General features: G+C 41.4%; 23 protein-coding genes, 1 tRNA gene and 2 pseudogenes. 14 read left to right on the forward strand and 12 right to left on the reverse strand.

Features of this window, described 5'->3' with window-relative positions; translation table 11 throughout:
- Positions 1–142: 142 nt before the first annotated feature.
- A complete protein-coding gene (locus tag IM319_RS02800) occupies positions 143–997 on the reverse strand; it encodes a universal stress protein (protein ID WP_287734559.1) in 855 nt (284 codons plus the stop codon).
- A gap of 674 nt (positions 998–1,671) precedes the next feature.
- On the opposite strand from IM319_RS02800, the gene IM319_RS02805 reads away from it, so the two are divergent.
- Complete coding sequence (locus IM319_RS02805; RefSeq protein ID WP_287734560.1) at positions 1,672–2,649, forward strand: alpha/beta fold hydrolase; 978 nt, start codon at positions 1,672–1,674, stop codon at positions 2,647–2,649.
- A 355-nt stretch (positions 2,650–3,004) separates the two neighbouring features.
- On the opposite strand, the gene IM319_RS02810 is transcribed toward IM319_RS02805, so the two are convergent.
- Positions 3,005–3,649 (reverse strand): hypothetical protein, encoded by a 645-nt coding sequence (locus tag IM319_RS02810; RefSeq protein WP_287734561.1) that lies wholly within the window; start codon positions 3,647–3,649, stop codon positions 3,005–3,007.
- A 102-nt stretch (positions 3,650–3,751) separates the two neighbouring features.
- Here IM319_RS02810 and mnmA point away from each other — a divergent pair, with 102 nt between their 5' ends.
- Positions 3,752–4,810 carry a tRNA 2-thiouridine(34) synthase MnmA gene (gene mnmA / locus IM319_RS02815; protein WP_287078834.1) on the forward strand — a complete coding sequence of 353 codons (1,059 nt, stop codon included), beginning with the start codon at positions 3,752–3,754 and terminating at the stop codon, positions 4,808–4,810.
- A gap of 89 nt (positions 4,811–4,899) precedes the next feature.
- Here mnmA and IM319_RS02820 read toward each other — a convergent pair.
- Positions 4,900–5,007, reverse strand: a pseudogene (locus IM319_RS02820) (phycobilisome rod-core linker polypeptide); the annotation flags it as partial.
- A gap of 45 nt (positions 5,008–5,052) precedes the next feature.
- Here IM319_RS02820 and IM319_RS02825 point away from each other — a divergent pair.
- Positions 5,053–6,042, forward strand: a complete 990-nt coding sequence (locus IM319_RS02825) for a serine/threonine-protein kinase (RefSeq protein WP_287734562.1) — start codon at positions 5,053–5,055, stop codon at positions 6,040–6,042.
- A 46-nt stretch (positions 6,043–6,088) separates the two neighbouring features.
- Positions 6,089–6,706, forward strand: coding sequence for a COP23 domain-containing protein (locus IM319_RS02830; protein ID WP_287734563.1), 618 nt, complete (start codon positions 6,089–6,091; stop codon positions 6,704–6,706).
- 2 nt (positions 6,707–6,708) lie between these two features.
- Here the strand turns inward: IM319_RS02830 and IM319_RS02835 are convergent, their stop codons facing one another.
- Positions 6,709–6,876: a hypothetical protein gene (locus IM319_RS02835; RefSeq protein ID WP_286826715.1), complete on the reverse strand. Its 168-nt coding sequence runs from the start codon at positions 6,874–6,876 to the stop codon at positions 6,709–6,711.
- Positions 6,877–7,173: 297 nt separating this feature from the next.
- Between IM319_RS02835 and IM319_RS02840 the strand changes: the two genes are divergently transcribed.
- The 7 genes and pseudogenes from IM319_RS02840 to IM319_RS02870 all read left to right on the forward strand — a co-directional run bounded on the left by IM319_RS02840 (position 7,174) and on the right by IM319_RS02870 (position 10,352).
- Positions 7,174–8,490, forward strand: coding sequence for a caspase family protein (locus IM319_RS02840; protein ID WP_287734564.1), 1,317 nt, complete (start codon positions 7,174–7,176; stop codon positions 8,488–8,490).
- 157 nt (positions 8,491–8,647) lie between these two features.
- Positions 8,648–8,794 (forward strand): annotated as a pseudogene (locus IM319_RS02845) (type II toxin-antitoxin system RelE/ParE family toxin); the annotation flags it as partial.
- Between the two features lie 24 nt (positions 8,795–8,818).
- Positions 8,819–9,148 (forward strand): helix-turn-helix domain-containing protein, encoded by a 330-nt coding sequence (locus IM319_RS02850; protein WP_286826712.1) that lies wholly within the window; start codon positions 8,819–8,821, stop codon positions 9,146–9,148.
- Positions 9,149–9,230: 82 nt separating this feature from the next.
- Positions 9,231–9,440 carry a hypothetical protein gene (locus IM319_RS02855; RefSeq protein ID WP_002771197.1) on the forward strand — a complete coding sequence of 70 codons (210 nt, stop codon included), beginning with the start codon at positions 9,231–9,233 and terminating at the stop codon, positions 9,438–9,440.
- Positions 9,437–9,703, forward strand: coding sequence for a type II toxin-antitoxin system RelE family toxin (locus IM319_RS02860; RefSeq protein ID WP_002771198.1), 267 nt, complete (start codon positions 9,437–9,439; stop codon positions 9,701–9,703). The genes IM319_RS02855 and IM319_RS02860 overlap by 4 nt, the downstream gene beginning before the upstream one ends.
- A gap of 31 nt (positions 9,704–9,734) precedes the next feature.
- Positions 9,735–9,896 carry a hypothetical protein gene (locus IM319_RS02865; protein WP_287734565.1) on the forward strand — a complete coding sequence of 54 codons (162 nt, stop codon included), beginning with the start codon at positions 9,735–9,737 and terminating at the stop codon, positions 9,894–9,896.
- Positions 9,897–9,935: 39 nt separating this feature from the next.
- On the forward strand, positions 9,936–10,352 hold the full coding sequence (locus IM319_RS02870) for a helix-turn-helix domain-containing protein (protein WP_287734566.1): 417 nt from the start codon (positions 9,936–9,938) through the stop codon (positions 10,350–10,352).
- Between the two features lie 288 nt (positions 10,353–10,640).
- Here IM319_RS02870 and IM319_RS02875 read toward each other — a convergent pair whose 3' ends face one another.
- The 4 genes from IM319_RS02875 to IM319_RS02890 form a co-directional block, all read right to left on the reverse strand.
- On the reverse strand, positions 10,641–11,393 hold the full coding sequence (locus IM319_RS02875; RefSeq protein ID WP_287078842.1) for a phycobilisome rod-core linker polypeptide: 753 nt from the start codon (positions 11,391–11,393) through the stop codon (positions 10,641–10,643).
- Between the two features lie 231 nt (positions 11,394–11,624).
- Positions 11,625–12,206, reverse strand: a complete 582-nt coding sequence (locus IM319_RS02880; protein WP_002770022.1) for a phycobiliprotein lyase — start codon at positions 12,204–12,206, stop codon at positions 11,625–11,627.
- 76 nt (positions 12,207–12,282) lie between these two features.
- A complete protein-coding gene (locus IM319_RS02885; protein WP_287734567.1) occupies positions 12,283–13,206 on the reverse strand; it encodes a restriction endonuclease in 924 nt (307 codons plus the stop codon).
- Between the two features lie 304 nt (positions 13,207–13,510).
- Positions 13,511–13,846 (reverse strand): hypothetical protein, encoded by a 336-nt coding sequence (locus IM319_RS02890; protein WP_287734568.1) that lies wholly within the window; start codon positions 13,844–13,846, stop codon positions 13,511–13,513.
- 134 nt (positions 13,847–13,980) lie between these two features.
- On the opposite strand from IM319_RS02890, the gene IM319_RS02895 reads away from it, so the two are divergent.
- A tRNA-Cys gene (locus tag IM319_RS02895) sits at positions 13,981–14,051 on the forward strand.
- A gap of 48 nt (positions 14,052–14,099) precedes the next feature.
- Here IM319_RS02895 and mtnB read toward each other — a convergent pair.
- Entirely contained in the window at positions 14,100–14,717 is a 618-nt protein-coding gene (mtnB, locus tag IM319_RS02900; protein ID WP_287734569.1) for a methylthioribulose 1-phosphate dehydratase, read from the reverse strand.
- A gap of 239 nt (positions 14,718–14,956) precedes the next feature.
- Here mtnB and IM319_RS02905 point away from each other — a divergent pair, with 239 nt between their 5' ends.
- On the forward strand, positions 14,957–15,337 hold the full coding sequence (locus IM319_RS02905) for a hypothetical protein (protein ID WP_150976954.1): 381 nt from the start codon (positions 14,957–14,959) through the stop codon (positions 15,335–15,337).
- Positions 15,338–15,347: 10 nt separating this feature from the next.
- Here the strand turns inward: IM319_RS02905 and IM319_RS22360 are convergent, their stop codons facing one another.
- Together IM319_RS22360 and IM319_RS02910 are read right to left on the reverse strand one after the other, a co-directional pair.
- Positions 15,348–15,590 carry a hypothetical protein gene (locus IM319_RS22360; RefSeq protein ID WP_353737531.1) on the reverse strand — a complete coding sequence of 81 codons (243 nt, stop codon included), beginning with the start codon at positions 15,588–15,590 and terminating at the stop codon, positions 15,348–15,350.
- 103 nt (positions 15,591–15,693) lie between these two features.
- Entirely contained in the window at positions 15,694–17,127 is a 1,434-nt protein-coding gene (locus IM319_RS02910) for a TM0106 family RecB-like putative nuclease (RefSeq protein ID WP_287075743.1), read from the reverse strand.
- A gap of 280 nt (positions 17,128–17,407) precedes the next feature.
- On the opposite strand from IM319_RS02910, the gene IM319_RS02915 reads away from it, so the two are divergent.
- The gene (locus IM319_RS02915; RefSeq protein ID WP_287075998.1) at positions 17,408–18,622 is read left to right on the forward strand and encodes an aminotransferase class V-fold PLP-dependent enzyme; all 1,215 of its coding nucleotides are present in this window, start codon (positions 17,408–17,410) and stop codon (positions 18,620–18,622) included.
- A gap of 152 nt (positions 18,623–18,774) precedes the next feature.
- Here the strand turns inward: IM319_RS02915 and gyrB are convergent, their stop codons facing one another.
- Positions 18,775–20,697 carry a DNA topoisomerase (ATP-hydrolyzing) subunit B gene (gene gyrB / locus IM319_RS02920; protein ID WP_287075996.1) on the reverse strand — a complete coding sequence of 641 codons (1,923 nt, stop codon included), beginning with the start codon at positions 20,695–20,697 and terminating at the stop codon, positions 18,775–18,777.
- Positions 20,698–21,283 lie beyond the last annotated feature (586 nt).

A 21,283-nucleotide genomic window follows, 5' to 3' on the forward strand; every position in this document is an offset into this window, starting at 1 on the left:
AATTACTGAGCTTGCGGGTTGAGAGTCGAAGTTATCCCTTAAATGAGCTAATCGCCTTTAGCTCGGCTTTTATGACGATGAAAGCCATTGCCAGCAACTTAAATCAAATGAGTCAAGACTTACCTGCCTACACCCAATAGGGTTAAATCCCTTCTTTTCTAGCTAAAAGGACGGGACAGTTGACATTAACCCGCACATAATCCGAGAGGGAAGTACCGAGAAGGCGATCGAGATCCGGTAAACTCTTAGCCACGGAAGGACGGCGATCGGGCGAACCCAACAGTAAGAGATCGACATTATAATCATCGACGAGTTTGCAGAGTTGTTCTCCCGGTTTACCCCCCGTCACCAGGCAGCGATAGGGTATATTCATCCGTTTCACTTTTGCCACTGCTGGCCTTAAAATCGGGTTTTCTTCCATTTCTTTGGGGGAAGTGGGGGCAAATTCCGGTTTTAAGTCGGGGTTGACGCGGGCCAGAATTAACTCTGCTGAAGGATAATCCCGCAGGAGATAAATAGCCAGATCGAGAGCTAAATCAGCCGAAGTGGACTTATCGAGGGCTACCATCACCTTTTTGATTTTTTTGACGTAAATATCGTCTTTTACCAACAACATCGGGTGATTAGTCAGTTGAAAGACGTATTGACTGACGGAATTTTCTAGAATTGCCTCCAGTCGCTTGAGTCCTCGGGAACCCATCAGGATCAAATCGGCCCCGATTTCGTCGGCAACTTGACAGACGGTATCTTTGGGATCTCCTTGACGCAGAATAGTGGAAACTTTGCTGGGTTCAATTTTGACTTCTTGCAGGATTTTAGTCAGCATTTGGGTTCCTTCTTCCCATTTACTGGCCAGGGCTTCGGTGGTAATCTGAGGGGGAACAACCCGGAGAATGGTGATCGACGCTTTCCGGATAGCGGGGAGATCCATCAATGCTTGTAGCATTTCTTGGGTTTGACCTGCGCCGGAATCAGCGTATAGTATTTTCTCTAGCATAAGATTAAACTCGGTCTATGATCTTAATGGTTTTCGCTAATTTTCAGCATACTGCTAATGTTGTTCCCGAAATTTAACAACTTATTAAGCGCTTTTTCTTAGCTTCATGGGATGCCGCATTTGAGGATATTTTAAGTATTTATGCTTAATTGACTAGAAATACTTTGCGGCTGCATCTCATTTTTGTCAATCTACTAAGTTGGGATTTTTAAGGGAAGACTTTCTCCTAAAATCGGGCGTTACTTTCGGTTTTATCGCTCAATCCAAGCTTTTGGGGGGTTCTACCCCCCAAACCCCCCGCGCATTAGCTTTTCGGTGGGATGCTTACAGGCAGCTGCTGATATACTGGTAATAATTTAAGAGTCACTGATAATTGCTGATTGTCGGTATTTTTGCCAATGTTAAGATGCAGCCTACTTTGCTCAAAATCAAGGTGTCAGGCATTCATTTATACTATAGCGTTTCCTGTTCGCAAGAGGTACATTATCGATGTTGAAAAGTTTAATCAGCAAAGGTTTAACTGTGCCACACAGGTGTGAGAATTGCGATATATTTTGGCTGCAATGCTGGCGCTCTCTTTTAATCACAGCTAAATTGACCATTTAATTGATGATTATTCATGGTTAATTCTCCAGCAACCACGAGAATTTTTGATTTTTACAAGAGGTCTAGTTATGTCTTTATCAATTCGAGTAATTATCCTAGTAGCGACAACAGTTTATCAGACGTTATCTGTTTGGTTAGAAGAACAAAAAGCACCTCCAGGTAATTTGATTAATCTGGGTAAATATCGCCTGCATTTTTGTCTAGTGGGAGAGGCTAGTCCCACTATTATTATTGACCATAGTTTAGGGGGAATTGAGGGATACTTTTTGCTAGAAGAATTGTCACAATTAGCTAGGGTTTGTATTTATGATCGAGCGGGTTATGGTTGGAGCGATTCTAGTCCATATCCCCGAACTAGCTACCAAATTGTTCAGGAATTAGATAAATTACTAACCCAAGCACAAATAGAGCCACCTTATATTTTAGTTGGTGATTCTTTTGGCAGTTATAATGTTCGACTGTATGCCCATCTGTTCCCAGAAAAAGTAGTAGGTTTGGTACTCACCGATGGTTTACACGAGCAGGGAATGCTGAAAATGTCGCCTGCATTAAAGGCATTAAAATTATTTTTCATCTCCGGATTTTTGATGTCGATTATTGGCTCAATTTTAGGCATTATCCGAGTTCTGAAAGTTCTGGGAGTTTTTGAATTATTAAAACCAGAATTGCTTCGCTTTTCCCCAGATTCTTGTGATCGAGTTAAGCGTTCTTTCTGTCGCGCTAAACACTGGATGACGATGAGTAGAGAAATGCTTAATCTCGACCAAAGCGCTCGTCAGGTGAGTGAGGCTAACAATTTCGGTAATTTACCGATAGTTAGTATTAAAGCTAATTCTTTTTTTAAACCCTCCTTTTGGACTCGCTTTATTCCCCTCAAAAGTGCCAACCGACTCCGGGAGGAGATGCACCTAGAATTAGGCAAGTTATCCAAAGATTTTATGGAAATACAAGCGGATAAAAGTAGTCATTTTGTCTGGATGGATCAACCGGATGTGATGCTCGATGCGGTCAGAATTTTGCTTGACAAAATTAACTCTGTGTGCTAAGTAATAGGACAAAATTAACTTCTTGGTTAGGATTAGACGAGAGGCAAGAAATTCGATCGAGATTAACCAAAATCCTAGAGACTTATTGCCTAATTAACTTTTGAGAGTTCAAAAATGAGAAAAATAGGCATGAAGCTATCGTTCATTCTTAATTCTCCTGACTTCTGAATCCTAACCCTAACAACAATTTTTGATTTTCACAAGAGGTCTATTAAGTAGGGCAGGGCAAATAAATCTAAAAACCTTGTTGGATAATATCTTTAGACTTTTTTGATATCAAAAAGTGTCAGCCATTGGAGTGAACGGGGGGAATAAAACCCCTACACCCTACACCAACAGACTTTTTCAGCAAACCCTAATTATTGAGCGTAATAATCTGAGCGCTAAAACCCTGTTTAGTTAACTCTTGTACCCGTTGTTTAGCTTGATATTGTTGCTGAAATAACCCCACTTGAATAACATTTTCTCCCGCGCGGATAAATGCGAGGGGTTCAATTTCTTGAATTTTTGCCAACGTTTCTGTACTATTACTCTGAACTTCAACGCGAAAGAGTTGATTAGTAGCAATAACCCGCTGCTGTGGTGGGGGAGAAGGGGGTTTATTGGCGCGATTTTGCGGTGTGGGGGCCGGTGGATTGACAGTTTGACGATTACTATTATTAATCACCGTAGCATCGGCAGGAAGCACGGTAGCGGGAGCTTGAAAAACGTATTCTCTCAGGGGTTGATTACCGGAAACCGGGGCAGCCACCGGGGGGTTAACTGAAGGAGAATTAACCGGGGGCAAATTTAAGGGTGGACATTGGGAACAATTAGCACCACTGGGACTGTCTGAACGTTTAGTTGGTTGTCTCACCGTCGGTGGTGGAGGCAAACGACGACCGGGATAAAGATTCTGGGCAAAAGATAAGTTTGCTTTTAGAAGCAGCGTTCCTTGAGCGATTATCCCGACTTTTAACCAAAATAAAGCCGAGAAAAACAGTAGGTTTGTTCTCATCATGCTGGTTTGTCCTCACACAAAATTTGGGTACACCATGTCCAAATTTTAAAGTAGGAGATGCTAGTCTAGAAAGTATATTGGTTAAAAATCATTACAAGATTTATGGGAAAAGTTGTTGTCGGTCTATCGGGGGGAGTAGATAGCTCTGTCGCCGCTGCCGTCTTACACGCTCAAGGTTATGATGTTATTGGCTTGACCCTGTGGTTAATGAAGGGTAAAGGTCAATGCTGCTCCGAGGGAATGGTAGATGCGGCATTTATTTGTGAGCAGTTGGGGGTTCCCCATCATATCGTCGATAGTCGCGAGCTTTTCCAAAAAGAAATTATTGATTATCTGGTTTCCGGTTACGAAGCGGGAATCACACCGCTGCCCTGTTCTCAGTGCAATAAAGCGGTAAAATTTAGCCCGATGCTGCATTATGCCAGAGAAACCTTAGAAACGGACACTATTGCCACCGGTCACTACGCCAGAATTCGTTTTTCTCCTGAAAACAACCGTTATCAACTGCTGCGCGCCGTCGATAAAAATAAAGATCAATCCTATTTTCTCTATGATTTAACTCAAGATGTACTGCGTGGGACTTTATTTCCTTTGGGAGAACAAACCAAGGCAGAAACCCGCAGGATTGCCCAAGAATTCGGCTTAAAAACGGCAGATAAACCCGATAGTCAGGATTTATGCTTGATTGAAGCTCACGGAACTATGCGATCGTTCTTGGATAAGTATATCGCCGTTAGTGAGGGCGATATCGTTGATCTCGATGGCAAAGTTTTGGGTAAACATAGCGGTATCCATCATTATACGATCGGACAACGCAAAGGCATCGGCATCGCCGCCGCCGAACCCCTCTATGTGGTACAACTGGATCCCGTCATGAATCGGGTTATCGTGGGTAATCGCGAAAGTGCCGTTAGTACCGATTGTCTTGTCGGACGGATGAACTGGGTTTCTATTGCTGAACCCACCACCCCTATCCGCGCGCAAGTACAGGTACGTTATCGTTCTCCGGCTGTTCCCGTCAATGTTATTCCCCTAGAAAATAATCAAGTGAAACTGGTTTTTGATCAACCACAATTTAGCATCACCCCGGGCCAGGCAGCCGTGATTTATGAAGGGGAAATCGTCCTCGGTGGGGGGATTATTTCAGGAGCCACCCCATAGGGAGAGCCACCAATTCACAGAATAACCTGATTATGGTTCGGGGGTCATTCTGCCAATTAGGGACTCTCCCCGGTAGGTTTAGCTAAAAATTAACGACGGGGTACAGAAGCCTCGATGTTAATATTCATAGCGGAGACTCTTGGTACAGGATTGCCTTTGGCGCTACCGAGACCCCGGTCCATAGCCAAGAAGCTGGCGATCCTTGCTATAATAACCACTATTTATCAGCAGGTAAGATAAGGGTGAATTTATTAGTCCATCGTTATCAAATTGTGCGATCGCTTGCTTCTGGTGGATTTGGTGAAACTTTTCTAGCTAAAGATACCCAATTACCAGATCATCCTTGGTGTGTTGTCAAGCAACTTAAACCCCAATCTGATCCCCAATCTTGGCAAATAGCAACGCGTTTATTTGATACAGAAGCAAGAAGTCTTTATCAATTAGGAAAACACGCTCAAATCCCCCAATTATTTGCCCATTTTTCTGAAAATAATCAATTTTATCTCGTTCAAGAATATATTGAGGGACATCCTTTATGTGAGGAAATTATACTAGGGAAACAATGGGAAGAAATAGCAGTAATTGAATTTTTAGAAGATGTATTATCAACTTTAGCTTTTGTACATCAGCATAACGTTATTCATCGGGATATTAAACCTGATAACTTAATTAGACGCAAACTAGATAATAAAATTATTTTAATTGATTTTGGTGCGGTAAAACAGATTATTAATTTAAGTAATACTCAAAACCAACCTAAGACAATTGGAATAGGAACACCAGGATATATGTCAAATGAACAAAATCTAGGAAAACCTACCTTTAGCAGTGATATTTATTCTGTGGGAATGATTGCTATTCAGATGTTAACGGGATATTATCCTACCCAATTAGTTGATAATCAAACAGGAGAAATACATTGGCAAAATAACGTCAAAATAACACCTAAATTTACTGATATTTTAGTTAAAATGAGTCATCCAGATTTTCAACAACGCTACCCCTCAGCTAAAGAAGCTTTACAAGCAATTCAAGGTTTACAGGGAGTCTCCCCTACCATGGTGCCAACAGTTTCTATGTCTCATTCTTCATCTATACAAAATAAAGAGGGTAAAATTGCCGTTATTCCCCTAATTTTAATGTTACTTTTAGGAGGAGTAATTGGTATTGGGTTGAACACTTTATCTGAGAGACAACAAAACAACGAGAGACAACATCAACCTGCTTTTTAAGCTATAAAGGTAATAGGAATAAGTTTAACAGGAGTAAGTAAGATTTATGAAGCGTCAGACTTCGGGAATAGCAGTTTCACTTTTGTTTGGTTTACTAATGCTGACATCAGGATGTAAAGGAGATTCTAATGCAGCAACAAAACCTAATTTTTACTGTGGAAATGCTCAATATTTAGGTAAAAATGCCCCAGCTACTATTGTATATAATCCAAGCACAAACAAAGATTTTACTATAATTATTTGGAAACCAGATAATTATTATTTTGGTAATCAATGGAATCCTCAAAAGCGCTGTGATCAAGTTTCTAGACGATTCCAAGATATTTATGATCGGGATGGATTACAGTATATCACGGCTACGGTAGCAAGTTGGATTAGCGATCGAGAAGTTTCCGTTGTCTGTGGAGTAAAATCCAAAAGTGCTACTTGTAATCAAGATGATTTACTCTTTACTTTGGAAACTAAGGATGAGCCTTATGCAGTACTAGATGATCTTATGGAAATTCGTCAAGCACCTGATAACAATAGACCCTTAACTAGAGGAGTAAATGGTTCTAAAAATTCTAGCAAAAAGCAGCAAGTTTTTTATGATTTATCTGAGATTTTGAAAGTAGAAAAATCCCCAACACAGCAATCTAAACCAAACAACGGGGGAGCGTTTTAGACTCAAAATATACCTTTGTTTACGGGATTAGGAGTGTTTTGGGTTTTGCTTCTCCATTTTTCTGCTAGAATTGTCGCATAATCGCTCATTTCTCTGAGTTTATTTTCTCCTTGCTGAACGATTTTTAAGATTTCTGCTAATTCCTGTTCAGTAAATGGTTTTGAAGTCATCGTTAATTCTCCAATCCGATTCTAATTCCATTGACTACTATTTTAGCTTCTAAAACTCGACCTAACTGCTCTGAGAAATCCTCCTCTGCTTCTTGAATATCTTCATAAGATAACTCATCCTCCCTGTAATATACTGGACAGTTGCTTGCATCCGCCGTCTAGTGTTGTCAGCAAATAATAAATACTTGTTAAGTATAGCAAATATTGCAATAGATATGATATTATCGGGAAATAATTTCATCCTTTCCCTAATCAGTTCAATCCCATTATTATCCTCCAATGCTTATCTGAATTGCCATGAAACCGCAATTATTGAAACTTTGCCTAATTTTATCCCTATTTCCCCTAATTTTCTCCCTCGTATCCTGTCAAAACCAGCAACCTCAAGATCGTGGAATTACTACTACCACAAATCAGTCACAAAGTCAACAAAAACAACGACGCACAGCCTTAGTCATTGGAAATGCGAGTTATCAGGATAATCCTCTCAAAAACTCGATTAATGATGCAGAAGCGATGGCGAATGCGCTTAAAGATGTTGGTTTTGATGTTATTTTGCTGGAAAATGCTGATTTAAAGCAGATTGAAAATGCTATTGACACATTTCACCACCAACTTAAGGCAGGAGGAGTGGGATTATTTTATTATGCGGGACATGGTACACAAGTGGATGGGGAAAATTATCTTATTCCGGTAAATGCGAAGCTGGATGTGGCAGAAGATGTGCGCTATGAGGCGATTCCGGTAGGAAAAGTCTTAGCTAGGATGGAAGATGCGGCAAATCAGATGAATATTGTCATTCTTGATGCTTGTCGCAATAATCCCTTTGCTCGAAAATGGCGCTCTAGTCAACGGGGTTTGGCTCCGATACAATCAGCTAGGGGTGCCTTGATTGCTTTTGCGACGGAACCAGGAGGGGTTGCTGCTGATGGAGAGGGGGAAAATGGGTTATATACGTCTTTTTTATTAAAGCATCTGAAAACACCGAATTTAGATGTGGAGTTGATGTTTAAACGGGTACGGGAGGATCTTGTACAAGCTACTCAAAATAAGCAAGTTCCTTGGGAGTCTTCCTCTTTGGTGGGGGATTTTTCTTTTAATCCTGTTACGGTAGCACAATCATCTCCTACACCTGTTAAGACTATTTTGCCAAAACCGATACTGAATCAAACACCTTTCTTATCGTCTAAAAAATCACCTGCTGAAAAGAACACTAATGCTTCAGTCGATGCTGAAAAGATTTCCTCTTCTCTTAATCAAGCAAATTTAATCTGGCGTTCTCAAAGTAATTTAACTCGAATTTCTAACTTGAATCAAATTTGCTTTGGCACTAGCACTCTCACTTCTGTACAAACTGTTTTTGGATATGAAAAACAACCATTCACGGGAAGAATCACAATTCCTTATCCTAAGACAAAAGGCTGTACAACTGGAGATGTCTTACAAGGAAATTTTGAATTATCTGGAAATGCTGGTAACTGTATTGGTACAATTACGATTACTTGGCAAAATAATAATAATGCTTTTATTCAATGGAATATTAATAACTTAGGTTCAGCTTGTACTGTGAGTACAAGTTATTGGAAAATCAATACTTATCCATCATCTCTTTAATTGAAAATATTGAAATAGCCAATTGATCCTAAAGTTCCTTATGCTTCTAATAACAAAAAGTTAGCCGAGGAAGCAAAAAGAAATCAATAACCATCTGTAGGAGTATAATAATATAAAGCACTAACACAATTACATTAGCATCAAATCTGACTTCTTTTATGCTCTTAAACTAAGCAATGTTATTTTTATTCTCCATGCCTTTAAGAAAAAATCAAAATCAGGGATTAAAACACCAAAACAAAATATTGATCTAATCAAAGAACGCCTGAAAAAAGCACAGGAGATTGCCAAAGAGCAACAATAAATACTAAAAAGGGGATAAATGATTATGACAGAATATACTATTAGTTCAGGAAACATTTTTGAAGACTTAGGCTTGGCTAATGCTGAAGAAAAACTCGCTAAAGTCAAGCTGGCTTCAGTGATTTATGATCTGATTACTGAAAAAGGATTAAACCAGCAGGAGGTCAGTCAAATTTTGGGAATTGACGAGGCTAAAATTTCTAACTTAAAAAATGGCAGATTGCAAAAATTTTCTCTTGAGCAGATGTTTAGCTTTCTAGTAGCATTAGGTCAGAATATAGAAATCTTAGTCACTCCCCAAGCCGTAGCAAACTCTAGTGTAAGTATCCAGGTCATGTATCGAAATAAATCCTAATCTAAGTGCGATCGCCGATCTCGTAAGGTGTGTTAATATTAGTGTAACGCACCAGCCAACTTTCAAGAAAGGACTAACCGTAATGTCATCAATTATTACCGAAGAAAAAACCAAAGAAATCCTAACCGAGATCCTCATTGAAATGATGCAAAACAAACGGGAACTATTTTATGAAATTGTTATCGAAGCTCTAGAAGATATTGGTTTAGCTAATGCTATTACGGAAGGATTAAATGGTGAATTTGTTCCAGAAGAAGAAGTTTTTGCTATTCTCAATGGAGAAGCTGAATGAAAATTCAATTTGTAGCCAAATTCTCCAAAGACTTAAGAAAAATTAAAGATCAAAAACTATTATCTGAGATCAAAACTGTTGTCAATGAATGCAAATTAGCTCAAACACTGGATGATATAAAAAACCTCAAAAAGCTTAAAGGTTATCAGGGTTTTTATCGTATCAAAATAGGAGATTATCGCATTGGTGTTGCAATTATTAACGATGAACTGATCTTTAGTCGATTCTTACACAGAAGAGAAATTTATAGATTTTTTCCCTAAAACTAAGCAGTGCCAACACACTGAATAACTGATGCAAAAATATAGAGATTTGCCAATGGATTTAGCCGACGCATCTTTGGTTATTTTAGCAGAAGAATTAGGTTCAGGTCAAATTCTTTCCGTTGATTATCGAGATGTGAATACCTATCGTTGGAAAAATACGGAGCCATTTCAAAAAAACTGGCTGAAATAAGTTATCAAGAATGGTTAAAAAATCAAGGAGAATAACAAAATGAGTGATTTTGAAAAAAGTAATAGTAATATTTTCGCTGATCTTGGCGACCCAGAAGCCGAACAAACTTTAGTCCGCGCTCAAATTCTATCTCGGATTATTGATATAATCAATGAACGGAACTTCACGGAAGCTGAAACAGCAGAAACTTTAGGAATATCAAAACTAGAAGCATCTCAATTAATCAAGGGAAAACTGAGTCAATTTTCTCTTGAAGATTTGTTTCATATTCTCAACGCTCTTGATAAACCTAGAAACCCAGAAGTGTTGAACGTGGAAAAAAGTCGTACAAAATTTGATATTATAGATAGGGTTTGCTGCAAAAAGGTTTTCCTGGGGGTAGGAGTCAGTAGCCGGTCGTTTCAGGCTTTATTGCCCTTGTTTTTTGTACCAAGCTATGTACTACAAGAAGGATAATGCCAGGGTTTTGAAAGTCCCAATCCTATTTTCGCAGCATGAACATTGGATTTTAACAGGTCAAAAGCCTTATTTTAAAAGGTTTTTACCATTATTCAGCAACCCCTACTTAGAAGATCAATACTTAATATCCTTGTTCCAAGGGTCTGCCTTGGAATACGATCTCGCTGGGGGGATTATTTCAGGAGCCACCCCATAGGGAGAGCCACCAATTCACAGAATAACCTGATTATGGTTCGGGGGTCATTCTGCCAATTAGGGACTCTCCCCGGCAGGTTGAGCTAAAAATTAACGACGGGGTACAGAAGCCTCGATGTTAATATTCATAGCAGAGACTCTTGGTACAGGATTGCCTTTGGCGCTACCGAGACCCCGGGCCATAGCCAAGAAGCTGGAAGGATCGCCAGCTTTGGGTTTTTGCTCTTGGGGAACATAGCGACGGACAGCATTCTGCCAAACGATTTGGGGGAAGCCCAAAATACCACGATAGTAGCCATCGTAGCGAGGCGAGGTGATGTTGAATGGACGCTCACCGATTTCGCGGCTGGCCAGGGTGCGACGACGTTGGTAGGGAACGGTATCATAACCAAAGCTTTGCAGATACTCGTCACTGTTGAGCAGTTGTTCGACAAAACCTTGAATACCTTTGGTGGCAACGACAATCGACCAAGCAATTTTTTCTCTTTCGCTATAGACATCGCGACCGAGAACTCTTTGTACTACCTGTTCGACAAAGCGATAGTTGCTGTTTTTCTCGTAGAAGCTGTTATAGAAGGTTTTCGATAACAGTAGGCCACGAATGAAATCCCGCACCGATAATTGTCCATTGCGTAATTGGGATTCGAGGAAGGGTTCCCGATCCCATTTAAAGGCATGGAAGAAAATCTGACGGTAAGCGGCTTCGATTAAATCGTCCAGGTCGGTAGGGGAGAGGACATTTTCCGTCGTGTAAACTCTCGGTTTTTCGTCTCCACCGACATCATAACCAGCTACCCGCACGTTTTGGGACTTGGGGGCGTAATTTAAAAGAGGAATGGCCAAGGGTAAACCTCCGTATCCTTAGAAATGCTTAAAAAACTTTCCTCATAATGATAAGGGAGTAAGTGCCAACTAGAAAAGAAATATTAAAAATTCTTACAATTGTTAAGAAAACTTGTTTACCATCCGGGATTTTGGGGGTTGGGGGTTGGGGGTTGGGGGGTTGGGGGTTGGGGGAGAAAAAAGCTGATAACTGATGACTGATGACTGATAACTGATGACTGATGACTGAATTTACCAGCCACTAATCGAATAGGATGACGGTTCGGGGGAATCACTGGAGACTGACTCCGATGACTGATTGCGGGATTCAGCACAAAAAGTGGCAGTATTAAAACCGCCAAAACGTTGAACTGTGCTAGTGCGGAGACGTAAATCGGCATCGGCAAACCAAAAACGCTCGATCGAGGTCATAGTTTCGTATTCTGTAATTAAGACTAAACCTTCCTGTTCATCAATGTGATAACGGCCCGCCACGGGAACGATTTCCGCATAACCGCGTTCGCGCAGGAGAACACCAGCTTGGGGATTATCTTCATCGGGAATTAGCGCAAAAACGGTGGTTCCTTGATGATTTTCGTCTTCTTTGTCCCACTGCATTGAACCATCCCAACTGACAAAGGCACCCCCCACAGTCTTAGCGGGATCGACTTCGTGCATTTCACAGATAGCGATAATTTTCGGGTTATCGGCGCTTAAAGCTTCCACATAAATCTCGGAATCGCCGGTTTCTGAGCGTCGAAAGGGTAAATGATGGGTGGTGCGCTGAGATTTCCACTGTCCCGCACTTTTCTGAAAAAAGGTCATCCCGTCCATAGTTTTTATCCTCTATTTTTTCCATTTATTTTAACGCCATCGTCGTTATTCTGTAACCCTTGTCCCCCTCTGTGTCTCATTCATCCCCAAAATAATCATGATCAATTCTCTTGATTTCATAGATTTCTTTGGTCGATACACCTAAGTTATAATCAATCATCAATTGACCTAATTCTTCCCCATCAATCAGCACTATTTTTATCTCATTTCTGGGGGCATATTCTAAAGCCTCTTTGGTAAAATAGGAAGTGGTGATGAAAATACCTTTTTTGGCTCCTTGTCCCGCTAATGCCCCGACAAATTTCTGGATTTCTGGACGACCAACGGCATTATTATCAGCCCATCTTTTGGCTTGAATATAGATTATATCTAAACCGAGTCTATCTTCTTTTATGATCCCATCAATCCCTTGATCACCGCTCCTACCCACCGCTTTACCAGCATCTCTAATCGAGCCACCATAACCCATTTTTACCAGTAATTCTACTACTAATTTTTCAAAATTATCTGGGGATAATTTTCGCAGAATAGAAAGTAAGTCTGTTGCTAATGCTTGACGAATTTCTTTATAGGAGTTTTCTAGTAATTCTTCTGGTGTTTGTTCTTGCTCAGAAGCTGATAAATTGCTGTCAAGAGTAATAGTTTCATTTTGCTTATTGACTCGATTGAATTCTTGAAATTCGGGAAACTGTCTCAGAAATTTTGCATCAATTCGAGCAGGATTTTGAGATAAGATTTCTTTTCCTTTCTCAGAAATTACAAAAGTTGCCCTTTGGGATGAGTCAATTAATCCCGCTTTCTTTAAATAGGTTTTTGCCCAACCGACTCGATTAGCAAAAATTTCTTGTTGTCCACTGGGAAGCATTTCTTTTCTTTCTGCTTCCGTGACTTGAAACTCTCTGGCCAAGGCTTCAAGAATTTCTCGATATTTATAAACTTTGCCATCTGCAAGTATTTTTAATAGCGGCAACATAATCGATTGAAAATCGGGAATAGGCATAGTTCAGATGAAAAGCGGGGTCAGTCATTACAATTATACAGCAACAAGCTCCAAGAATTTAGATAGATAATAATACACCTAAAGTTATTAATAATCAAGAGGCATTCCTAAGGAATTTGAGAGAGAAATTATCGCCATTGATAATCGTCTTGATACTCCAATAATTCGATTTTTCTGCCATTGGGAGCGTTGACATAAATAAGCTGTTGACTATCTAAATTACTTGTTAAGACTGTCTATGAGCGCTGGAGCTGCTCCGCAGCTCCAGCTTTTTTTGTGATAGCTAAAAAACCCCCTATCCCTGCTATTCATACAAAATCTCATCAAAACAAGCTTCTCCCACACTCGATAAAGTCCTAGCGGCAGCTTTATCGGTTTTCGACTTCTGCACGAGGGTGCGGAATTGCTGTAGATTGTAACGAGCTTGGAATTTTTTAATCGTGCAGTCGCATAGGTCTTTTGCCACATCAGCAGCTAATCCCTCCGCGCGCGCTCTTTGTAAACATTCTTGACGATAACTGTCGAAAGTCGTGGCAGCATTAGAACTTTGGCTAAGGTAAACGGCATTATTAGCCTGTAATGGAAAGTATAAAGCCAATAAACCGATAAAATTTAGTAAATATCTTTTATTTCTCATCATAATTGCTTTTTAAAGCCTGAAATACCCCACTAGATTAGAGAACGGCTGCATAAATTATAGATCGATCGCTCAACTCTTGGGTTCCACTCTTGGCAAACTGCCAACTGTTATGCTATGATGGATATTTATTGATCGGCGCCATCGCCAAGTGGTAAGGCAGAGGTCTGCAAAACCTTTACCCCCAGTTCGAATCTGGGTGGCGCCTTGGAAAATGTCGGCAATCTTTTCCTGATTGCCTTGTCTAAATTAAGGTTTACCAAGGTTTTACTTGATAGGCTGCCACTAGATAACGAAAAATATACTCAACTATCTCTAAATAATTCTCGGTAGTTTCCAGAGACTCACCCCACACCGTCACGCCATGGTAAGAAATCAGTAAAGCGGGAATTTCTGGGGGGAAAGTTGAGAATCTACTTTCTATTTCTGCGGCAATTTTCGGCACATCGAAATAGTTAGCAAAAACCGGCATAAATACTTGAGGATTTTCTACCCAAACACCTAAACCTTTCAACATTTCTAAGGGAGGTAACGATAACTTGTCCTCGCGAGCAAAACGGGAAACTAAATTCGCTTCCACCGAGTGGACATGATAACAAGCTTGTGCTTGGGGAAAGAGGCAATAAATCACCTGATGAATGCTAGTTTCGGCCGAAGGACGATTATCTCGATGAGCTGATTCTCTGACTTTTCCCGTCAGATCCACGCGCACAAAATCCTCTTCTGTTAGTTTACCTTTACTTTTGCCACTGGCAGTAATCCAAAAACTATGATCATCAACTTTAGCGGATAAATTACCCGCCGTGCCAAGCATCCAACCCAGTTGATAAAATCTTCGGGCAGCTGCCACTAGAGACAGACGAGGATCGCTCATGGTTTTTAGAAATATGGTGGATAGGTATCGACCTATTATAACAAGTTGAAGCCAGCAGACAACCCACTCGCCAGCAGATTTGGTGAGGATGTCAATCTGGATAATCTCGATCAAAACTAAACCCAAGGCAGAATAGAGCGAGGAATCAGTGAGTCAAAAAGAAGATTTAACCGTGGCAATGTGTTAGGAATGTGTTAGGTTAAAGATAATTGCAGCTTTGATGAATCGAGGGTTGAGCCGTGAATAACAACTTTTTCCGCAGCTATTCTGTCAATGATTCTGGTTTGGGTTGTTTCTTATCTTTGATTTTAGTCGGATTGTTGTTAGGCTCGATCGGACTGGGTTGGTTAGTCAATAGTTTTTTAATTCTCGTGGCATTCCTAATAATTTCTCCTGTGATTGCTTGGGGGATTTTTCGCTGGTGGTTGCGACGCAATTTAGTTGAAGATAGCTGTCCCGTCTGTAGCTACGAATTTACGGGTTTTAATCGCACGGAATGTCAATGTCCTAACTGTGGTGAACCGTTGAAAGTGGAAGGGGGTAAGTTTATTATTCTCACCCCTCCCGGGACGATCGATGTACAAGCGATCGAAGTACCTACCGGACAGTTGGAAGATTAGGGTCAAACCATTACCATCTAGGCACGCGCACCAAACTGAAAGCGGGGGATCTGAATTTTAACAATAACAGCAGTCCCAACAGGTGAATTGACCAATGAGCGAGAATTAAGCCCCAAATAATTGCGAAAATTAAACTACTAACGGCAAGAGCTTTAAAAATATCATTATCGGTCTTTTGATACCAGAGAAGACTAAGGAAGGAAAGCAGTAGGAGTAGAAGCGGAAAAAGTGGGGAGAACATGGGGATCACCATTGGGTGAGGGGACTGTCTTCACATCCATAGCCTATCATTTTCCCTTTACGGCTACGGGTAGCAGCGGCTACATTCCCCCCCTATTTGTCATAAATCTTTAGAATCAAATTAAAAAGTTTACAAGCCAATCTTTTAGTATAAAGGTGGCGCGACAATCATCCTCATTGTAACGCAAAATAGCCGCCAATAAAGTCCGATCTCCTGTTTTTAACCACTGGTCATACCACCAAACGCATTGATCCCCGCTTACTCCTCGATCGCGCCATTGAAAGCCAATCCAGTTAGCGAGGGATTTTAAAGAATAACTTTCCACGGGAAAAGTTACCGAATTAACTACATGATAATGCAGATCAAAACAGCGAGAAACTAACTGATTAATCAAAGAAGAAGGAGTTTTATAAAGATAACCTAATCGCTTAATTGTTTCCACTTCGTACTCAGAAAAGTGAAAAATTGGTGCTTGATAATCCTGCATGACTAAGGTTAAAAATTCCTGCCAAATCCTGCCTTCATCTTCCGGCTTTTCTGCCAAAAAGGGATAAAATTGCTGGGTATTAACTCGATAATCAACCCGTAAAATCCCCAAAAGATAATCTAAATTCTGTTCTGGTTCCGCTTCGATGTCAAAATAAAATTCAATCTCGGCCCTCGGTAGGGGGGACAAATAAGCAGTTTTCCCGTTGCTTTTGCGAAAGGCCCGATTTTCAATAATTGCTTGGGCCTGTAATTGTAACTGATTAGCCACCTCTACCCCCATCCCCTCCCCCATACGGGTAGGACAGGTAAGCGCAAGGGATGCCATGGTGGAAACCCCCAAAGACTGTAAAAATTGGTAACGACTAGGAGTCACCCCCGGGACTAAAGAAAGATGTTGACTCGCTTGAGCAATACCATAACAGTGACTATACCAATGACATAAACTGCAACGCTGACGCGAGATAAAAACTTCTGGTTCTTGGCGATTAATCACCATTTCGCCGAACTTTTTGATTATTTCCTCTAGTTTAGTTAACCAGAGATTCAATTCCACCCGATAGCGATTATGACGACGTAGGACAATTTCCCCATAACTGGGAAAAACTCCCTGCATACTGGCTAATAAATAGGCGTAAAAAGTAGCCAGCATTTTATATTCAGGCTTAGGACGGCGACCGAGTTGAATATTGAGGGGATAATAAACCCAATCGCCAAATTTCGACTCTCCTGCCTGTTTAATTAATAAATGCGGGGAACCGGTTAAAGAGACGGGATAGGCAGATTGTAAAAGGACTCCGTGATAAATACAGGGTACACCCCGACCCATCAAAGCTTCCGTTTCCCTAGCGGCGGCCAAAATATCAGTGCTGGGGGTAGTCAGAGAACAATAATCGGGATAGGAGTCTTGCAGGACTTTTTTAACGTGACTTTGACTCTCTTGGCGCAATTTAAGCAAAAAATCGCGCTCAGGGTCTTTTTCTTGGCTATTGCCGTAGAGATTTAAAAATGCACGGCGTTGACAACGTTGGTAGTCTAGAAGTAGATCATCGGTCAGTAGCATTCTATACAAGGAGAAAAGTTAAGCTTTCCTGGACCAGTGAAGTAAAGTAAAAAATAATAAACTAAAAAAAGAAAATATTCCCAAGTATGTTTCCTCTACTTTAATACTATTGTGACAATTGCGACTTAATCCGTCGATAGAATTCAGCCGTCGGTCGTCAGGAAGTGGGGAAATGGGGAAATGGGGAATTCAACTAAAACCCTAAAACCCCAAAACCCAACACCTTCTAACTGATAATTGATAATTGATAACTGATAACTGACCCCCCATCTTGCCGCTTATGCAGAATTTAGACGAAAATACCCTCGATTGCGCCGTTAGTAAACCGGATTTAGCCGAACAAAGACAGGAATTTCGGGGACTTAGCAATAAAGTTTATTTTAATTTCGGTGGTCAGGGAACCTTGCCCAAGGCGGGATTAGAGGCGATTATCGATGCCCATAATTTTCTCCAACAACAGGGGCCTTTTTCAGGACGGGTAAACGATTGGATTACCGGAAAAACGGAACTTCTCAGGCAAGAAATGGCTCAGGAATTGGGAATTAGCCCTAAGAATCTCTCTATCACCGAGGATGTCACTGTAGGCTGTAATATCGCCCTCTGGGGAGTTGATTGGCAAGCGGGGGAACATATTTTACTAACCGATTGTGAACACCCCGGAATTATCGCCACGGTTCAAGAAATTGCCCGTCGTTATCATCTGGAAATCTCCACTTGTCCTATTCGGGAAACTTTAAACGGCGGCAACCCGATAGAAGTGATTTCCGCCCATCTACGTCCAAAAACTAGGGTTTTGGTGGTTAGTCACGTTTTGTGGAATACTGGACAGGTTTTACCCCTCAAGGAAATCTCGCAACTTTGTCATGATAATTCTGTCACCGAAAAACCCGTTTTAGTGGTGGTGGATGCTGCCCAATCCGTGGGTTGTTTGCCCTTGGATTTAAGCGCTACTGCCGCCGATTGTTATGCTTTTACGGGTCATAAATGGTGGTGTGGACCGGCTGGTGTGGGAGGATTGTATATTCGTCCCGAAATTTTCCCTAGTTTACAGCCCACTTTTATCGGTTGGCGCGGCATTGAAACAGATAGCCGAGGACAGCCTATCGGTTGGAAACCGGATGCCAGACGCTTTGAAGTGGCCACTTCTGCCTATCCCCAATTTGAGGGTTTAAGGGCAACTATTGCGGTACATAATGCCTGGGGTGATGGGGGACAAAGATACGAAAAGATTTGTCAATTAGCGGCTTATCTTTGGGGGGAATTAAAGACGATTAAAGGGGTGAAATGTTTAAAAAATTCTCCGCCGGAATCCGGTTTAGTTTCCTTTCAAATTGACTCGGCCATCACCCCACAAAAGTTAGTGCAACAGCTAGAAAAACAAGGGTTTTTACTGCGAACTCTCCTCGACCCCCTCTGTGTGCGTGCCTGTGTTCATTATTTCACTTTGCCCTCAGAAATCGAGCAGTTAGTAGCAGCTATCCAAAAGTTAGTTTAACAAAAATGTGGCAGGGGAAGTCCCCACCCTCAGCCAGCGTAGCGGATTGGGGATGCGCCGAGTGCCTCCTTTCCGCTTGCTCAAACCCTAACTGGATTTAGGGATATGATCGGGCTGTATTAGCCTAGACTAACACAGCCCCAAGTTACCTTTTAAATGTCCAAATCCGTAAGATTTAAACGCGATCCGTGGGTTTCGATAAATTCTCGCCGGGGGGCAACTCGATCGCCCATAAGAATCGTAAATAATTCCTCTGCTTTGGCTGCGTCTTCGATTTCCACCCGTTTTAAAGTGCGAGTTTCGGGATTCATGGTAGTATCCCAAAGTTGTTGGGGCATCATTTCTCCTAACCCTTTAAAACGTTGGATTGTGTAGTTAGCATTGGAGGGAAATTCCGCTATCTTTTGCTGTAATTCTCGATCGCTATAGCAGTAGGAATGATTTTTACCGCGTTCCAATTTATAGAGAGGAGGACAGGCGATATATACATAACCTTGGTCAATTAAATTCTTCTGATAACGATAGAAGAAAGTTAATAACAAAGTTCGGATGTGTGCGCCATCCACATCAGCATCAGTCATTAAAACAATGCGATGATAGCGCAATTGTGAGGGGTCGAAATCTTCTCCTTTAATTCCTAAACCGAGGGCCGTAATTAAGGATTGAATTTCCGTATTTTTGTAGATTTTGGCATCATCGGTTTTTTCGATATTGAGGATTTTTCCCCGCAGAGGTAGAATCGCTTGAAAACGACGATCGCGCCCCTGTTTGGCACTTCCGCCGGCGCTGTCACCTTCGACGATGTAAATTTCTGACTTTTCTGGGTCTCTTTCGCTACAATCAGCCAATTTACCCGGTAAAGGTGAGGATTCCAAGACCGATTTCCGTCGTACTAAGTCCCGCGCCCGTCGGGCCGCTTCCGCCGCCTTGTACGCTTGTACTGCTTTTTCGATAATCGTGTCGGCCACTTGGGGATTTTGTTCTAAGTATTCGTTGAGAGTTTCCCCCACCAGGGAATCAACAATACCCCGGACTTCGGTGTTACCCAATTTGGTCTTGGTTTGTCCCTCAAATTCCGGTTCGGGGACTTTTACGGAAATAACGGCGGTTAAACCCTCGCGGACGTTTTCCCCCGCTAGATTAGGCTCGTTTTCTTTAATTTTATTGCGTTTACGAGCGACATTATTTAAAGTACGAGTCAGAACTGCCTTTAATCCTTCTAGATGGGTTCCCCCGTCAATGGTGCGGATATTATTAGCAAAACCGAGAATATTGTCGCTATAGGCATCTATACACCACTGAAACGCCACTTCGATATTAATTCCGTTCTTTTCCCCCGATACATAGATAATATCTTTGTGCAGGGTTTCTTTTTCCCGACACATATAGGCGACGTATTCTTTAATACCCCCCTCATAACAATAGGTTTCGATGTGGGGTTCTTCGGGACGGTAATCGCTAAAGGTGATTTTAACACCCGCATTTAAGTAGGCTAGTTCTCGTAAACGTCCGGAGAGGGTACTGTAATCAAATTCGATGCCTTGGCTAAAAATTTCGGTGTCCGGCAGGAAATTAACCCTAGTTCCCGTTTTTTCCTCTTGACCGGGACTGCTGACCAATTCTGTGACGGGGATACCTCTTTCGTAGCGTTGGGTATGTACTTTATGATCGCGCCAGACTGTGACATCGACCCATGCAGAAAGAGCATTAACGACGGAAATCCCGACTCCGTGTAACCCTCCCGACACTTTATAACCACCACTGCCAAATTTACCGCCGGCATGAAGTATAGTGAGAACGGTTTCTAGGGCAGATTTACCCGTGGTCGGGTGGACATCGGTGGGAATACCCCGGCCATCGTCGGTGACGCTGACGGAACCATCGGCCTTGATATCCACTTCGATATGAGTACAGTAACCCGCTAGGGCTTCATCGATCGAGTTGTCCACCACTTCATAGACTAAATGATGTAGTCCCCGCGGACCAGTCGTACCGATATACATCCCCGGCCGCTTCCTGACTGGTTCTAACCCTTCGAGAACTTGTATCTGTTCCGCGCCGTAGTTACTTGTCATAAAATTTCCCTAAAAAGGCTGTGATCCCTGATTGAACCTAAATGAATGGCAAAATCTTCAAAAATTGTAGCACATAAGGGTTAAAGACTGCTTAAGTGCCTTTAGGGAGAATTTTTTATTGGGTGTGGGGTGTTGGTCAGTAATCAGTGAGCAGTAATCAGTGAGCAGTAATCAGTGAGCAGTAATCAGTGAGCAGTAATCAGTGAGCAGTAATCAGTAAACAGTAAACAGTAAACAGTGAGCAGTAATCAGTAAACAGTAAACAGTAAACAGTGAGCAGTAATCAGTAAACAGTAAACAGTAAACAGTGAGCAGTAAACAGTAAACAGGTATAAAGATAAAGATAACTAACTATAGCGGTTCCTGTTCGCAAGAGGTACATTATAGATGTTGAAAAGCTTAATTAGCAAAAGTTTAAGTGTGCCACACAGGTGTGAGAAACGCTATAATTAACTTAAAACTTACATCTGATAACTGATAACTGATAACTGATAACTGATAACTGATAACTGATAACTGATAACTGATAACTGATAACTGATAACTGATAACTGATAACTGATAACTGATAACTGATAACTGATAA

The sequence above is a fragment of the Microcystis sp. M113S1 genome (genome assembly GCF_020246945.1).
Classification (GTDB): Bacteria; Cyanobacteriota; Cyanobacteriia; order Cyanobacteriales; family Microcystaceae; genus Microcystis.

Bases quoted from the DNA above. Each gene is read 5' to 3' on its own strand.
- IM319_RS02800 (WP_287734559.1), bottom strand. From the start codon at position 997: ATGCTAGAGAAAATACTATACGCTGATTCCGGCGCAGGTCAAACCCAA.
- IM319_RS02805 (WP_287734560.1), top strand. From the start codon at position 1,672: ATGTCTTTATCAATTCGAGTAATTATCCTAGTAGCGACAACAGTTTAT.
- IM319_RS02810 (WP_287734561.1), bottom strand. From the start codon at position 3,649: ATGATGAGAACAAACCTACTGTTTTTCTCGGCTTTATTTTGGTTAAAA.
- mnmA (WP_287078834.1), top strand. From the start codon at position 3,752: ATGGGAAAAGTTGTTGTCGGTCTATCGGGGGGAGTAGATAGCTCTGTC.
- IM319_RS02830 (WP_287734563.1), top strand. From the start codon at position 6,089: ATGAAGCGTCAGACTTCGGGAATAGCAGTTTCACTTTTGTTTGGTTTA.
- IM319_RS02835 (WP_286826715.1), bottom strand. From the start codon at position 6,876: ATGACTTCAAAACCATTTACTGAACAGGAATTAGCAGAAATCTTAAAA.
- IM319_RS02840 (WP_287734564.1), top strand. From the start codon at position 7,174: ATGAAACCGCAATTATTGAAACTTTGCCTAATTTTATCCCTATTTCCC.
- IM319_RS02850 (WP_286826712.1), top strand. From the start codon at position 8,819: ATGACAGAATATACTATTAGTTCAGGAAACATTTTTGAAGACTTAGGC.
- IM319_RS02855 (WP_002771197.1), top strand. From the start codon at position 9,231: ATGTCATCAATTATTACCGAAGAAAAAACCAAAGAAATCCTAACCGAG.
- IM319_RS02860 (WP_002771198.1), top strand. From the start codon at position 9,437: ATGAAAATTCAATTTGTAGCCAAATTCTCCAAAGACTTAAGAAAAATT.
- IM319_RS02865 (WP_287734565.1), top strand. From the start codon at position 9,735: ATGCAAAAATATAGAGATTTGCCAATGGATTTAGCCGACGCATCTTTG.
- IM319_RS02870 (WP_287734566.1), top strand. From the start codon at position 9,936: ATGAGTGATTTTGAAAAAAGTAATAGTAATATTTTCGCTGATCTTGGC.
- IM319_RS02880 (WP_002770022.1), bottom strand. From the start codon at position 12,206: ATGGACGGGATGACCTTTTTTCAGAAAAGTGCGGGACAGTGGAAATCT.
- IM319_RS02885 (WP_287734567.1), bottom strand. From the start codon at position 13,206: ATGCCTATTCCCGATTTTCAATCGATTATGTTGCCGCTATTAAAAATA.
- IM319_RS02890 (WP_287734568.1), bottom strand. From the start codon at position 13,846: ATGATGAGAAATAAAAGATATTTACTAAATTTTATCGGTTTATTGGCT.
- mtnB (WP_287734569.1), bottom strand. From the start codon at position 14,717: ATGAGCGATCCTCGTCTGTCTCTAGTGGCAGCTGCCCGAAGATTTTAT.
- IM319_RS22360 (WP_353737531.1), bottom strand. From the start codon at position 15,590: ATGGTGATCCCCATGTTCTCCCCACTTTTTCCGCTTCTACTCCTACTG.
- IM319_RS02910 (WP_287075743.1), bottom strand. From the start codon at position 17,127: ATGCTACTGACCGATGATCTACTTCTAGACTACCAACGTTGTCAACGC.
- IM319_RS02915 (WP_287075998.1), top strand. From the start codon at position 17,408: ATGCAGAATTTAGACGAAAATACCCTCGATTGCGCCGTTAGTAAACCG.
- gyrB (WP_287075996.1), bottom strand. From the start codon at position 20,697: ATGACAAGTAACTACGGCGCGGAACAGATACAAGTTCTCGAAGGGTTA.